The organism is Planomonospora corallina (genome assembly GCF_042650625.1).
GTDB lineage: Bacteria > Actinomycetota > Actinomycetes > Streptosporangiales > Streptosporangiaceae > Planomonospora_B > Planomonospora_B corallina.
Map to the genome: position 1 here is coordinate 229,976 of NZ_JBHSBM010000040.1, position 13,833 is coordinate 243,808.

A 13,833-nucleotide genomic window follows, 5' to 3' on the forward strand; every position below is an offset into this window, starting at 1 on the left:
CCACCCCGGCGACAGTTCGCGTCCGGTGCGGTGGCGCGGGACGATGCGGGACGGGTGCGGAGCCGGTGCGGGAGCCCGGGGAGCACGGGGAGGCGTGCGGGGAGCACGGGGAGGCGGCGGGACGGCGCGGAAGCGCCGGATCTCCCGCGGCCGCGTAGCATCAGGGGCTGAAGGCGGCACGCGAACAGGAGTGGTGAGCCAGCGGTGAGCAGCGACAGCCCGGGCCTGAGGATGGGGCGCCCGTTCGGCATCCCGGTCTACGTCTCGCCGACCTGGTTCATCGTGGCGGCCCTGATCACCTTCAGCTTCCAGGGGCTCTTCCTGTCCTTCCTCCCGCAGCTGGGCGAGGGCGCGGCCTACCTGGTGGCCTTCGCCTTCGCGGTGCTGCTCTACCTGTCGGTGCTCCTGCACGAGCTCGCCCACTGCGTGGTCGCCAAGGCGTACGGCCTGCCGGTCCGGCGCATCACGCTCTACCTGCTCGGCGGGGTCTCGGAGATCGAGCGCGAGGCGCAGACCCCCGGCAGGGAGTTCGCCATCGCCTTCGCCGGGCCGCTGCTCTCACTGGGCCTCGGCGGCGCGGGCTTCGCCCTCCAGCAGGTCCTGGAGCCCGGCACCGTGCCGGGCGTGCTCGTCTGGCAGCTGTGGGTCTCCAATCTGATCGTCGGAGTCTTCAACCTCCTGCCGGGCCTGCCGCTGGACGGCGGGCGCATGCTCCGGGCGGGCGTGTGGAAGGTCACCCGCAACCCCCTGTCGGGCACGGTCGCCGCGGCCTGGGCGGGCCGGGTGCTGGCGGTCGCCCTGGTCGTCTGGGCCGTCGGCCTGTCGCTGGCGAGCGGGCAGGAGCCGAGCACGGTGACGCTCGTCTGGTCGGTGCTGCTGGCCTCCTTCATCTGGTTCGGCGCCACCCAGGCGCTGCGGGGCGCCCGGCTGCGGGCCCGCATCCCGCAGCTCAACGCCCGCTCCCTGGCCAGGCGGGCCGTCCCGGTCACCGCCGACGTGCCGCTGGCCGAGGCGCTGCGCCGGGCGGCGGAGGCGCAGGCGGGCGCGCTGGTCGTGGTGGGCCACGACGGCAGTCCGACCGGGATCGTCAGCGAGGTGGCCGTCGAGTCGACCCCGGAGAACCGCCGCCCCTGGGTCACGGCGGGCTCGCTGGCGCGCAGCCTGGAGCCGTCGCTGGTGCTGTCCGCGGACCTGACGGGCGAGGCGCTGATCGACGCCATGCGCGGCGCCCCGGCCGGGGAGTACCTCCTGGTCGAGCGCGGCGGGGAGATCTACGGCGTGCTCGCCACCGCGGACGTGAACCGGGCCTTCACCGGCGTCTGACGGGATCACGCGAACCCCTCGGGCGTCCCGGGCGTCTCACCGGGTGCGGACCGGGGACGGGGGAAGAGATCGGTTCGCCCCCCTCGTCTTCGGAGCGCGCCGGGACTAGTGTTTGGCCCAACCGGACCGGTTGGCCACGTACGTTAGGGACGCGACTTTGGCACCCCCCCACACGCCGGCCCAGGCCGGTGACCTCACTCCCGAGCTGCTCGGCACGTCCGTGTGGACCGACCAGATGGTCGCGGCGGCCGGCATCCCGATTCAGGACATCCCCTTCCTCACGGTCGGCGGGGGCATCGGATCCTTCGTCACCCTGGACTACCTGCGCGTCTACGGGGTCCCCACCTCGCAGATGCGGGTCGTCTCCAACATCGACCACCCGTGGCAGACCTACGAGTTCCTCACCAGGTGCTCGCAGATCCCCCGCCCGGAGCGGATCCGCTCCGACTCGTCCTCCCGCCCGGACAACCTCTGGGGCTTCCCCTCCTACGCGCTGGAGGAGGCGTGGAGGGAGAAGAAGCCGGCCTACCTGTGGCAGATCCTCACCGAGCCGCTGATCAACGACTACTGGACCCCGCGCGCCGGGACGGTCTTCGCCAACCTGGAGCGCGAGGCCAAGCGCATCCGCTACTGGGACATGCTGGTCAAGGGCCAGGTCCGCATGGTGCGGCGCAGGGCCGGCGGCGGCTACTTCACCGTGGTGACCCCGCCGGAGGGCGCCGCGCCCACCAAGCGCGTGGTCTTCCGCTCGCGCTTCGTGCACATCGCGGTCGGCTACCCGGGCCTGAAGTTCCTGCCCGACCTGCAGGAGTTCCGCACCAAGTACGGCGACTACCAGCACGTGGTGAACGCCTACGAGCCGCACGAGCACGTCTACGAGTTCCTCAAGACCCGGCCCGGCACGGTGGTCATCCGGGGCGGCGGCGTCGTCGCCTCCCGGGTGCTCCAGCGGATCTTCGACGACCGGGAGAGGCACGGGCTGAGGACCCAGGTCATTCACGTCTTCCGGACCTTCGTCACCGGCTCGCACGGCCCGCACGCCTGGGCGCGGCGCAAGGGCGGCCACGGCTGGGCCTACCAGGGCTTCAACTACCCCAAGTCGGTCTGGGGCGGCCAGCTCAAGGCCGAGATGCGCAAGCTCGAGGGCGCCGAGCGGGCCAAGAAGTACAAGGAGATGGGCGGGACCAACACCCCCTACCGGCGGCGCTGGCAGGAGCAGATGCGCGCAGGGCGCGAGGGCGGCTACTACCACGCCGTGCAGGGCACGGTGGACCGGGTGGAGCGTTCCCCCGACGGCCGCCTGGTCAGCTATGTGCGCGGAGCCGACGGGACCGTCCGCGAGCCGGTCTCCGACTACATCATCGACTGCACGGGCCTGGAGGCCGACATCGCCGAGCACCGCATCTTCGCGGACCTGCTCGAGCACGGCGGGGCGGGCCGCAACCCGGTCGGGCGCCTGGACGTGGAGCGCCACTTCGAGGTGAAGGGGACCGCCAGCGGCGACGGCGTCCTGTACGCCTCCGGGTCGGCCACCCTCGGCGGCTACTTCCCGGGCGTCGACACCTTCCTCGGCCTGCAGATCGCGGCCCAGGAGATCGCCGACGACCTGGCCAGGCGCGGGTTCGTCAGGAAGATGGGGCCGCTGCGCTCGACCGCGCAGTGGTTCAAGTGGGCCCTCAACTCACCGGTGTAAGGAGTCGACCCGTGGTTCCGACGTTGATGGGACGCATCCAGACGCGCCTGTTCCTGCTCGCCACGGCGGGCGTGGTCGTCACCCTGCTGCTGATGCCCCTGCTGCCGGGGATGGGGGCCTCGCTCGGCGACCGCTACGGCACCGGGCTGCTCGTGCTGGTGGCGGTGGGGGTGCTGGGGGTCGGCTGGGAGCTGGTCTACCACTTCCTCATGCAGTTCCGCTGGGAGAAGGATTGGCCTACCCTGTTCGGGCTGCTGACCCTCGTCCCCGAGGGCTTCTTGCTGTTCTTTTTGCTACGGTCTGGTGCGATTGATGTAATCGGGCCGATCCCAGCGGGCACCTTCTGGACGCACTTCACCGTCGTCTGGGTATGCATCTGGCTGGTGGCGAACGGGCCGATGCGCGTGCCGTTCATCCGGTGGCGCTTCCGGGGAGGGAGAGTTCTGTGACCGACCAGGGCTTCGGAGCGGTGCGTCCGCTGCCGGGCAACGGGGTGGTCGCCCATATGGGCGGGCTGCTGCTGGTGTGCGACGCGGCCGAGGCCGTCATGGAGGACCTGCTGGGGGCGCTGCGGGAGACCGCCGCCTCGGGCGGCGACGGGCGGGCGCTGGCCCGCAGGGTCGCCCAGGTCCTGGCCGCCATGATGGGCGAGCCCGTGGCGTGCGCCGTCGCCGGTCCCGTGCCCGAGGGGGTGGCCGTGCTGGTCAGCGGCCCCGCGTCGGCGGCGGTCACCGGGTCCGGAGGCGAGGTCCGCCTCGCCGGGCGGGACGCGCTCACCTGGTCGGACCGGCTGGTGCCGGGCCCCGTCACGCAGGTGGAGCTGCGCCTGCCCGGCGCGGGGGAGGCGCACCGGTTCACCCGGCTGGACAGCGGCGTGATCGTCGGTGGCGGCGTGTGGTGCGACCCGTCCGAGACGGGCGGCTCCCCGCCGCGACCGGCCGGGCGGCTCGAGCCCGTCCCGGCCGAGGCGTCCGCCGCGCCGCCCGCTCCGCTGCCCCCGGTGCCGCAGCCTCCCGCCCCGGCGCAGCCCGCCGACTGGGGGTCGCCGCCGGCCGAGGCCCCCGCCCCTCCGGCCCCCTCCGAGTGGTCCGCGCCGCCGGCGGAGTCCGCGCCCGCTCTGCCGTACCCGATGGGGGCGATGGCGCCGCCCGCCGGGCAGGACGCGATGAGCCCCGTGGGCTCGCACGCACAGCCGGACTCCATGGGGGCGATGGCCCCGCCCCCCGCCCCGGACCCGATGGCCGCGCACGCGCCGCCGGAGCCGATGGCGCCGATGGGCTCGCACGCGGCCCCCGACCACTACGTGCCGCCGCCGGGCCCGCCGATGGAGCCGCAGGCCCCCGCCCCGTGGGACTCCGGTCCCATGGCCGCGGTCCCGCCGCCCTCGGCCCCCGGCTTCGGCTCGCAGGACGACCTGGCGCCCGCCCGGTCGAACGGCACGGGCGACCACCCCGCGGACCTGCGCAACGAGTCGTTCGAGTACGAGCTGCTGACCCCCGGCGGCGGCCCGCAGACCGCGCCGGATCTGCTGCCGTCCGCGCCGGCCGACTCCGAGCCCGGGTCCCGGCCGCTGGTCCACGGCGTCGACTGCAAGAACAACCACTTCAACGACCCGCGGGTGCCGTACTGCGCGGTCTGCGGCATCGCGCTGGTGCAGCGCACCCTCGTGCCCTACAAGGGGCCGCGCCCGCCGCTGGGCGTGCTCCTGCTGGACGACGGCATGACGCTCCGGCTCGACGCCGACTACCTGCTCGGCCGCGACCCCGAGCGGGCCCCGGAGGTCGTCGACGGCTCGGCCCGCCCGGCCAAGGTCACCAGCCCCGACGGCTCGGTCTCCCGCCGCCACCTGCGGGTGGCGCTGGACGGCTGGGACGTCAACCTGGTCGACCTCGGCTCGGTCAACGGCACCCAGGTCCAGCCGCCCGGCGACCCGAACTTCTACGACATCCCGCCGAACGAGCCGGTCACGATCATGCCCGGCACGACCGTGCGCATCGGGGTCTCGCGCACCATGCGCTACGAGTCGCACCGCAACCACTGACGCGGGAGTCCCTCCGGCGCGGCCGGCCGGAGAGGGCCGAGGGGCCGGGGTACGGCGGGCGCCGTACCCCGGTCCCTCGGCGTCTTCCCGGGGCGGCCGCGGGCACGCCGTCCGGCCGGGGACTGCCAGGAAGGGGCCGCGCGGGCACGCCGTCCGGTCAGGGACGGGCCGCGGGCACGCCCAGCGCCGCGACGGCGGCCTCCCAGTCGACCGGGTCCGGGTCCTGCTCGGCGCGGACCAGCAGATGGGCTCCGGCCGGGACGGCCCCGCCGTCGGGCGCCACGACCAGCGCGCCGGGCGGGACCTCGCCCGCCGCGGCCGCCACCCCCAGCTTCGCCAGCCGCCGGGCCAGCGCGGCGGCCCGGCCGCCCCCGGCGAGGACCAGCGGCCGGCCGGAGAGCAGGGCGAGGACCAGCGCCACGTGGACGGCGGCGTCGGCGCCCGCGCCGGAACCCCTGGAACCCCTGGAGCCCCTGGAGCCCCTGGAGCCCCTGGAGCCCCTGGGGCCAGGGTGGACCGCGACCGGCCCGTCCCCGGCGAGGTGCGGCTCGTCGGGGGAGAGCACGGTCAGCACGCGGCACGCGGTGGCGGCGTGCACCTCGGCGTATCCCGGCACGCCCGCCGGGAGCACCACGAGGTCCGGCCGGGCGCCGGACACCACCTCGGGCAGTTCGGCGGCCGCGTCGGCGGCGAAGCGGCTGACGATCCTCGTCTCCGCGCCCCGGTCGCGGGCCGTCGCGGCGAGCGCCTCCAGGTCGTGGAGCGTCTCGGCCATCTCGGCGAGCTCGGACGACAGGCCGGTGCCGACCTCCAGCCGCTGCCGGGGGTAGGGGCGCAGGTGGACCAGGGCGACCTCGCAGGGGGAGGAGGCGCGGGCGAGCACGGCGGACAGGTCCACCAGCGGGCCCTGCCCGCCCGGCGGCCCGGGCACCACGGTCAGCACCCGGTGCGCGGCCGTCTCCCCGAGGGCGGCGCGCTCGGCCTCGGCGATGTCGCGGGCGACGCGCCGGTCGGGGTAGACCCTGCGCAGCAGCGGCCCGGTCATCCCGGTGGTGACCAGCGCCATCACCACCATGAGGGAGTACAGCTCGTTGTCGAGCACGCCCTTCTCCAGGCCGACGGTGAGGATGACGATCTCGGTCAGTCCCCGGGTGTTGAGCAGCGTGGCCAGGGCCCACGACTGACGGGCGGGGACCTTCTGCGCCCGGGCCGCCGCGTACGAGCCGAGCAGCTTGCCGCCGACCGCCACCGCCAGGATCGCGGCCAGGGTACCGAGGCTGGACAGGTCGAGCGCGCGCAGGTTCACGTTGAGCCCGGCCACCACGAAGAACATCGGCAGCAGGAGCAGGACGGCGAGCTGCTCCAGCCGCTCCAGGATCTCGTGGGTGAGCCGCTCGGCGCCCTCGCGGGGCATCACCGCGCCGAACAGGAAGGCCCCGAAGATGAAGTGCACGTGCATCCACTCGGTCGCCCAGGCCGAGGCGATCAGGCCCAGCAGCACCAGCGAGAGCAGGCCCGGCGTCAGCCGCCCCGCCCGCTCGTGGGCGGGCACCAGCCGGGCCAGCAGCGGCCGGACCACGGCGAACATGAGCACCGCGTACGGCAGCGCCAGCAGGACCTTCCACTGTCCCTCGGCGTCCCCGGCGCCCGCGACGGCCACGACCACGGCGAGCACGGTCCAGGCGAGCACGTCGATCACCGCGGCGGCGGCCAGTGAGAGGCCGCCCACGGTGATGCGCTGCATGCCGCGGTCGGTGAGGATGCGGGCCAGCACGGGGAAGGCGGTGGCGGCCATCGCCGAGCCCATGAACAGTACGAAGGGCAGGGTCCTGTCCCCGCCGACGTGCTCGCCCGCGATGGCCAGCGCGAGCACGCAGCCCAGCGCGAACGGCACGACCGTGGAGCCGAGCGCGACGGTGACCGCGATCCGGCCCTTGCCCCGCACCAGCTTCTGGTCCAGCTCCAGGCCGACGACGAACATGAACAGCACCAGCCCGACGTTGGCCAGGGCCTGCAGCGGCGGCTTCATCTCCGGGCCGAACAGGGCGTCGCCCAGCAGCGGGCCGAGCAGAGTCGGGCCGAGCAGGATGCCCGCCAGGATCTCGCCGACCACCGGCGGCTGGCCGATCCGCCTGGCCGCGGCGCCCAGCAGCCGGGCCGCCGCCAGGACGATCACCAGGTCGAGGAGGAGGAGGTCCATGTGGAGCACAGGCAAGCACGCTTCCCGTAAGTCATGAAAAGCCCCGACAATGACCATGGCGACGTTACCGTGTGCGGGATGCCGTCGCGAGGGTCGTGCGAGGGTGCGGCACGGAGGGGAGACGCAGCGTGGAAGGCATCGCCGACTACGAGTTCGTCCGCTCGCTGGGGGCGGGGAACCACGGTGAGTTCTACCTCGCCAGGAGGCCCGCGCGGCTGCCGGTGGAGGCCGAGTTCGTCGCGGTGAAGGTGCTGGGCGGGACCGGGGCGGACGCGTTCCGGCGCGCGACCCGGGAGCTGAAGGCGTTCGCCGCGGTGCGCTCGCCGTACCTGGTGACGCTCTACGACGCCGGCCAGCAGGGCGGGGTGTTCTACTACTCGATGGAGTACCTGCCCGGCGGTTCGCTCGGCCGCCCGGCCGCGCCGCCGTCCCGGGAGCGGGCGCTGCGCGCGGTCGCCTGCGTCGCGCACGCCGCGCAGGCGCTGCACGAGGAGGGGATCGTGCACCGCGACATCACCCCCGGCAACGTGCTCCTCACCGACCTGGGGGGCAAGCTGTCGGACCTGGGGCTGTCGCAGGTGCTGACGCCGGGCGCGACGGTGACCGGGATGGGCGGGATCGGCTCGGTGGAGTTCACCGACCCGGCGCTGCTGCGGGGTGAGCGGCCGACGCCGGCCGGCGACGTCTGGTCGCTCGGCGCGACGCTGCACTGGGCGGCGACCGGCGCGGGCCTCTACGGCGAGTTGCCCGTCCACGACCCGCTGCTGACCCTGCGGAAGATCAACAGCACGCCGCCGGCGATCCGCGAGGACCTGGAACCGGAGCTGGCCGAGCTGGTGGCCGCCTGCACCGGGGAGCCCGCCGGGCGGCCCACCGCCCGGGACCTGGCCGACCGGCTCTACGCCCTGATCTCGTCGGCGATCCGCCCCTGAGGGCCGGGACCCGGGGCGCTCCTTCCGCGGGCCCCGGCCCTCGAGGGCGGTCCCGGGCCCGTACGGCGAGTCCTGGTCTCGGGGTGAGCCCGGGGCCGTTCCCTTGCCGTGCGCGGGCTCCGGCCGGACGGTCCGTTGACAGCGCCTCCGGGTGCGCGTCATCATCCGCTGAGGCGGAAAACATGAGGAGGGCTCGCATGACTGTCGTCACGCTCGGAGTGCACATCGTGGACGTGCTCGCCCGGCCGGTGGAGTCCATCCCGCAGGGACAGGACACCCTCCTGCTGGAGCAGATCCGCCTCACCGCGGCGGGCGCCGCGGCGGGGACGGCCGTCGACCTGGCCAAGCTCGGCGTCCCGGTCGCCTCCGTCGGGGCGGCGGGGGACGACGAGCTGGGCGACTTCCTGCTCATGGTCATGGAACGGCACGGCGTGGACGTGACCGGGATCGTCCGCAAGCCGGGGGAGCAGACCGCCGCCTCGATCCTGCCGATCCGCCCGGACGGCGGCCGCCCGTCCTTCCACGTGCCGGGAGCCAACCTGGCCCTGACCCCGGCGGACGTGGACCCCGGCAGGCTGCGCGCGGCCGAGGTCGTGCACCTGGGCGGCATGGACGTCACCTGGGCCCTGCACGACGCGGCCTTCCTCGCCCTGCTGGACGAGGTGCGGGCGGCGGGCACGGTCGTCACGATGGACCTGCTGTCCAACATGCCCGACCTGGTGCGCGCGGCCCGCGTCTTCCTGCCGCACGTCGACTACGTCCTGCCCAACGAGGAGCAGGCGCTCATGATGAGCGGGGAGACCGAGGCGGAGAAGGCCGCCGCCGCGCTGCTGGCCGAGGGGCCGCGCGGGGTGCTCGTCACGCTGGGCGGCGAGGGCAGCCTGGTCGCCACCGCCACCGCCACCGCCACCGAGACCGCCCGCCTGCCCGCGCGCGACGTCGCGGTGGTGGACACCACCGGCTGCGGCGACGCCTACTGCGCCGGGTTCATCGCCGGCCTGGTCGCCGGCCGCGGGGTGCTCGACGCCGCCCGGCTCGGCACCGAGGTCGCCGCCCGCGTCGCCGGAGGGCTCGGCTCCGACGCCGGCCTCGACGGCCTGGACGTGACCCGCCTGTAGATCCGCCCCGGGCCGCGGCCCCGCCCGGGCATGGCCCCCGCCCCAGCCCCTGCCCCAGCCCCCGCCGCGCGGCGCGGGCACCACGAGAGGGATGTTCCCCAGATGTCGATGGATGCGAGTCTTCGCGAACGGGCCGCCAGGGTCGTCCCCGGCGGCATGTACGGGCACCTCAACGCGGCCCTGCACGGCCCCGGCTACCCGCAGTTCTTCGTGCGCGGCGAGGGCTGCCGCCAGTTCGACGCCGACGGTCGCGAGTACGTCGACCTCATGTGCTCATGGGGCCCGATCGTGCTCGGCCACCGCCACCCGGCCGTCGAGTCCGCCGTGGCGGCGGCCCTCGCCGAGGGCGACTGCCTCAACGGCCCCGGCCCGGTCTACGTGGAGCTCGCCGAGCTGCTGGTGGAGACCGTCCCGCAGGCCGACTGGGCGATGTTCTCCAAGAACGGCACCGACGCCACCACCCAGGCCCTGATGATCGCCCGCGCGGCCACCGGCAGGAACAAGGTCCTGCTCGCGCACGGCTCCTACCACGGCGCCGCCCCGTGGTGCACGCCGAGCACGGCCGGGACGACCCCCAGCGACCGGGCCGACCTGGTCGAGTTCACCTACAACGACCTGGCCAGCGCCGAGGCGGCCGCGGCGCGGGCCGAGGGGCCCTCCGGCTCCGACGTGGCCGCGATCATCGTCACGCCGTTCAAGCACGACTCGTTCGAGGACCAGGAGCTTGCCGAGCCGGAGTTCGCCCGCGGGCTGCGGGCCCTGGCCGACCGGATCGGCGCGGCTTTGGTCATCGACGACGTGCGCGGCGGCTGGCGCCTGCACCTCGGCGGCTCCTGGGAGCCCCTGGGAGTCCGGCCCGACCTGTACGCCTTCAGCAAGGCCATGGGCAACGGCCACCCGATCGCGGCCGTCACCGGCGTGGACGCCCTGCGCGACGCGGCCCAGACGATCTACTCCACCGGCTCGTTCTGGTTCAACGCCGCCCCGATGGCCGCCGCGAAGGCGACCATCGAGACCCTGCACGCCGTCGACGGCGTCGCCCTCATGGAGCGCGCCGGCGCCCGCCTGCGCGACGGGCTCGCCGCGCAGGCCGCCTCGTACGGCTTCACGGTCAACCAGACCGGCCCGGTCCAGATCCCGTGGCTCTCCTTCGCCGGGGACGCGACCCTGGCCAAGGGCGTGTTCTGGGCGTCGGCCTGCCTGCAGGAAGGCGTCTACCTCCATCCCTGGCACAACTGGTTCCTGTCGGCCGCGCACACCGACGCCGACATCGACCGCGCCCTGCAGGGCACCGACGCCGCCTTCGCCAAGCTCAGGACGGAGTTCGGCGCCGACTGACCGCGCTCAGGACGGGGTCCGGCGCCGGCCGACCGCCTCCGCCGCGCCTTCCGGGAGCGCGCCCTCCGGACCCGGAGCGCCCCGGCCCGGTACGGCGGGCCGGGCGAAGGCGTGCACCGCGCGGAGCATCCGGACGGCGGCCTCGAACCCGTGGGCCGCCTCCATCGCCCGGCCGGCGGCGGTCGCGAACCGCACCAGCAGGTCCTCGTCCCAGTGGTCGAAGCACCGCCCGGCCACCCACAGATACGCTCGGCCCCGGGCGGCCAGCGGCACCGGGACCGCCAGGAAGCCCGGGCGGTCCGCGGCCTCCTCGCCCGGCAGCCGGATCGGGTCGGACCGGGCCGCCAGGGTCGTCAGCACCGCGCTGTCGCGCAGCCACCGCCGCAGCGCCAGCGGATCGCCGGGCGGGGTGTGCACGTGGACCGGGTGTGCGCTCTCCGCCACCGGGTCGACTTCGACCAGTCCGGCGTAGCCGGCCGAGCACACCGTGGCGGCCGCCGCCACGACCTGTTCGACGAGGCGGTCCGGGCCGGGGCGGGCGAAGGACTCGATCAGGACCCGCAGGCGGTCTCCGGACTCGCCGCGGCGGGGTTCGCCGCATGTGAGGACGGCGCCGGGCGCCGCTCCGATCTGCCGGGTGGTGCTCATCCCTTTTCCCCTCTCTTCGTGGAGCCGGGTGCCCGCGTGAGACGGCGGGCGGGGTGGCGATTCCGGAGTATTACCGCTAAAAACGTGCTTTGACCAGCCGGTTGATGTCTCATATGGGGTTAATGGGACAGGCGAATCTCCCGGGCCGCCAGGAGGGACCGGGGCGCGCCAGGCCCCCGCCAGGCCCCCGCCATGCCCCCGCCATGCCCCTGTCGAGCCCCTCAGATGGAGGTCAGCCCCGCATCCGGTACCACTGCAGGTCGTCGCGGCGGGTCCCGTCCGGGCGGGGCAGCAGCCCGTGCAGCAGTGCCTCGCGCGCGAAGCCCGCCTTCTCCAGCACCCGCTGCGAGGCGGTGTTGTCCACGTCGGTGCCGGCCACGATCCGGGCCAGCGGCGTGTGCCCGAGGGCCCAGTCCACCACCAGCTCCACCGCGCGGGTGGCGAACCCCCGGCCGCGGAACTCCGGCAGCATGCTGTAGCCGACCATCGCCTGGCCCAGCGGCGGGACGATGTTGCTCAGCTGGACGTGCCCGGCGAAGGCGCCGTCGGCGGCGTCGCGGATCGCGAGCTCCACCCGGGCGCCCTCCAGCCAGCGCATGCCCGCCTCCCGGCAGAACCGCTCGCTGTCCTCCGGGTCGGGGACCTGCGCGGGGACGGTGTGCTCCACGGTCTCGGGCAGGCTCCGCAGGGCGTGGTAGTCGTCGGCGTCCTCGACGGCCAGCGGCGTCAGCCGTACCACGCCGTCGCTCAGCGACCCGCCGGGGAAGAAGGGCAGGTACGGCCGGACCGGCTCGCCGGAGTCGGTGCTCAGGCGCGCGAACGCGGCCAGGTCGCCCCGGGTGCCGTCGCGCCGGGGCTCGGCCTCGCGCTGCACGCCCTCATGCCGGAAGCCGGCCGCCAGCGCCACCCGCTGGCTGGCGAGGTTGTCCACCTCGGCCAGGAGCGCCATGCGGTGCACCCCCCGGGCGAAGGCCCACTCGGTCAGCGCCCGGGTGGCGGCCGTGGCCACCCCGCGCCGGCGGGCCCAGGGCGCGATCAGATAGCCGATCTCGCCGTTGCCGCGCGGATCGGGCGCCTTGAGCCCGATGTTGCCCAGCCACTCGCCGGTGCCGGGGTCGGCGACGGCGAAGGAGGCGCCGCCCGCCGCCCAGAGCCGCTCGGCCACCTCCAGGTAGTGGAGCGCGTCGCCCCTGCCGTACGGCACGGGCACGGTGGGGATGAAGCGCACGATCTCCGGATCGGCGCAGGCACGGGTCATCGGCCCGACGTCGGCGCCGGTGAGGCCGCGCAGCAGGACGGGCCCGGCGGGGATGACATCTCGGGTGAACACCCTCCACTGCTATCAGGTGCGGGCACGGGCGGGCCAACCGGTTCGGCGGCCCTTTCGGGGCGGGAGGCGGGCCGGACCTCCGGGCGCGGGCGGCGGGGCGGGCCGGGCCCGGAGGCCGGGGCGCGGGCGGGAAGACCGGAACCGGCCAGGGCCCGCGCGCCGATACCCTTGCGCACATGGGTTTTCGCAGGCATGGCCCGTTCCGGGCCGGGGATCAGGTACAGCTCACCGACCCCAAGAACAAGCGCCACACGGTGACGCTGAAGGAAGACGGCGTCTTCCACACGCACAAGGGGTTCATCCCGCACAGTGACCTGATCGGGCAGCCCGAGGGCTCGGTGGTCCGCTCCTCCGGCGGCACGCAGTACCTCGCCTTCCGCCACCTGCTGCCGGACTACACGCTGTCCATGCCGCGCGGCGCGGCGGTCATCTACCCCAAGGACTCCGCGCAGATCGTCGCCATGGCCGACATCTTCCCGGGCGCGCGCGTCGTCGAGGCGGGCGTCGGCTCCGGCGCGCTCACCTGCTTCCTGCTGCGCGCGGTCGGCCCGGAGGGCAAGGTCACCTCCTACGAGCGCCGCGAGGACTTCGCCGAGGTCGCCCGTAAGAACGTGGAGAAGTTCTACGGCGGGCCGATGGAGCAGTGGCGCCTGGTCGTCGGCGACTTCGTCGGCGCGCTCGACGAGAGCGACGTCGACCGGATCATCCTGGACATGCTGGCCCCGTGGGAGTGCGTGGACGCGGCCGCCAAGGCCCTCACGCCGGGCGGCGTGATCTGCTGCTACGTGGCGACGACGACCCAGCTCTCCCGCACGGTCGAAACTTTGCGCGAACATGGAAGTTTCACCGAGCCCCATGCGTGGGAGACCCTGGTTCGCGACTGGCACGTCGAAGGGCTCGCCGTGCGGCCCGACCACCGGATGGTCGGCCACACCGGGTTCCTCGTCACCGCCCGTCGCATGGCGGACGGGGTGACACCTCCGCCTCGGCGCAGGCGTCCGGCGAAGGGGGCATATGGCGAGGAGTCCACGGCGTCTCCGTGATCCTCTCCGTGATCTCGGCCACATGACGATTCGGCCACGACGGATGCCAGGCATTACATGGGAACAGAAGCCCATGTTCTGATGCTGGCAGCGCTAAACGCTACATAAGGGATTAATCGCTGAACACTTAATGTAGTCATACGAATACCGCCCGGCCAGGTAACGGA

Annotated in this window: 11 protein-coding genes; 8 read left to right on the plus strand and 3 right to left on the minus strand. The window is 74.3% G+C overall.

The genetic code is table 11. The features are described from left to right. The first annotated feature begins 231 nt into the window (after positions 1 to 231). The 4 genes from ACFOWE_RS27880 to ACFOWE_RS27895 all read left to right on the plus strand — a co-directional run bounded on the left by ACFOWE_RS27880 (position 232) and on the right by ACFOWE_RS27895 (position 5,057). The gene (locus ACFOWE_RS27880; RefSeq protein WP_377293177.1) at positions 232 to 1,323 is read left to right on the plus strand and encodes a site-2 protease family protein; all 1,092 of its coding nucleotides are present in this window, start codon (positions 232 to 234) and stop codon (positions 1,321 to 1,323) included. A 157-nt stretch (positions 1,324 to 1,480) separates the two neighbouring features. Beyond that, positions 1,481 to 3,016: a hypothetical protein gene (locus tag ACFOWE_RS27885; protein WP_377292957.1), complete on the plus strand. Its 1,536-nt coding sequence runs from the start codon at positions 1,481 to 1,483 to the stop codon at positions 3,014 to 3,016. 11 nt (positions 3,017 to 3,027) lie between these two features. Next, positions 3,028 to 3,465 (plus strand): hypothetical protein, encoded by a 438-nt coding sequence (locus ACFOWE_RS27890; protein ID WP_377292959.1) that lies wholly within the window; start codon positions 3,028 to 3,030, stop codon positions 3,463 to 3,465. Beyond that, entirely contained in the window at positions 3,462 to 5,057 is a 1,596-nt protein-coding gene (locus ACFOWE_RS27895) for an FHA domain-containing protein (protein ID WP_377292961.1), read from the plus strand. Before ACFOWE_RS27890 ends, ACFOWE_RS27895 begins: the two co-directional genes overlap by 4 nt. 157 nt (positions 5,058 to 5,214) lie before the next feature. Here ACFOWE_RS27895 and ACFOWE_RS27900 read toward each other — a convergent pair whose 3' ends face one another. After that, a complete protein-coding gene (locus ACFOWE_RS27900; protein ID WP_377292963.1) occupies positions 5,215 to 7,257 on the minus strand; it encodes a cation:proton antiporter in 2,043 nt (680 codons plus the stop codon). A 128-nt stretch (positions 7,258 to 7,385) separates the two neighbouring features. Between ACFOWE_RS27900 and ACFOWE_RS27905 the strand changes: the two genes are divergently transcribed. From ACFOWE_RS27905 to ACFOWE_RS27915, 3 genes are all read left to right on the plus strand, one after another. After that, positions 7,386 to 8,189 carry a serine/threonine-protein kinase gene (locus ACFOWE_RS27905; RefSeq protein ID WP_377292965.1) on the plus strand — a complete coding sequence of 268 codons (804 nt, stop codon included), beginning with the start codon at positions 7,386 to 7,388 and terminating at the stop codon, positions 8,187 to 8,189. A 197-nt stretch (positions 8,190 to 8,386) separates the two neighbouring features. Beyond that, positions 8,387 to 9,307: a carbohydrate kinase family protein gene (locus tag ACFOWE_RS27910; protein ID WP_377292967.1), complete on the plus strand. Its 921-nt coding sequence runs from the start codon at positions 8,387 to 8,389 to the stop codon at positions 9,305 to 9,307. A 102-nt stretch (positions 9,308 to 9,409) separates the two neighbouring features. Further along, on the plus strand, positions 9,410 to 10,645 hold the full coding sequence (locus ACFOWE_RS27915) for an aminotransferase class III-fold pyridoxal phosphate-dependent enzyme (RefSeq protein ID WP_377292969.1): 1,236 nt from the start codon (positions 9,410 to 9,412) through the stop codon (positions 10,643 to 10,645). A 6-nt stretch (positions 10,646 to 10,651) separates the two neighbouring features. Here the strand turns inward: ACFOWE_RS27915 and ACFOWE_RS27920 are convergent, their stop codons facing one another. Both ACFOWE_RS27920 and ACFOWE_RS27925 read right to left on the minus strand, forming a co-directional pair. Beyond that, positions 10,652 to 11,293, minus strand: coding sequence for a hypothetical protein (locus ACFOWE_RS27920; protein WP_377292971.1), 642 nt, complete (start codon positions 11,291 to 11,293; stop codon positions 10,652 to 10,654). Positions 11,294 to 11,525: 232 nt separating this feature from the next. Continuing rightward, positions 11,526 to 12,623: a GNAT family N-acetyltransferase gene (locus ACFOWE_RS27925; protein ID WP_377292973.1), complete on the minus strand. Its 1,098-nt coding sequence runs from the start codon at positions 12,621 to 12,623 to the stop codon at positions 11,526 to 11,528. Positions 12,624 to 12,799: 176 nt separating this feature from the next. Here ACFOWE_RS27925 and ACFOWE_RS27930 point away from each other — a divergent pair, with 176 nt between their 5' ends. Beyond that, positions 12,800 to 13,666: a tRNA (adenine-N1)-methyltransferase gene (locus tag ACFOWE_RS27930; protein WP_377292975.1), complete on the plus strand. Its 867-nt coding sequence runs from the start codon at positions 12,800 to 12,802 to the stop codon at positions 13,664 to 13,666. Positions 13,667 to 13,833 lie beyond the last annotated feature (167 nt).

Excerpts from the sequence above, each read along its gene's own strand:
- ACFOWE_RS27880 (WP_377293177.1), top strand. The coding sequence starts at position 232 with ATGGGGCGCCCGTTCGGCATCCCGGTCTACGTCTCGCCGACCTGGTTC.
- ACFOWE_RS27900 (WP_377292963.1), bottom strand. The coding sequence starts at position 7,257 with ATGGACCTCCTCCTCCTCGACCTGGTGATCGTCCTGGCGGCGGCCCGG.
- ACFOWE_RS27910 (WP_377292967.1), top strand. The coding sequence starts at position 8,387 with ATGACTGTCGTCACGCTCGGAGTGCACATCGTGGACGTGCTCGCCCGG.
- ACFOWE_RS27915 (WP_377292969.1), top strand. The coding sequence starts at position 9,410 with ATGTCGATGGATGCGAGTCTTCGCGAACGGGCCGCCAGGGTCGTCCCC.
- ACFOWE_RS27920 (WP_377292971.1), bottom strand. The coding sequence starts at position 11,293 with ATGAGCACCACCCGGCAGATCGGAGCGGCGCCCGGCGCCGTCCTCACA.
- ACFOWE_RS27930 (WP_377292975.1), top strand. The coding sequence starts at position 12,800 with ATGGGTTTTCGCAGGCATGGCCCGTTCCGGGCCGGGGATCAGGTACAG.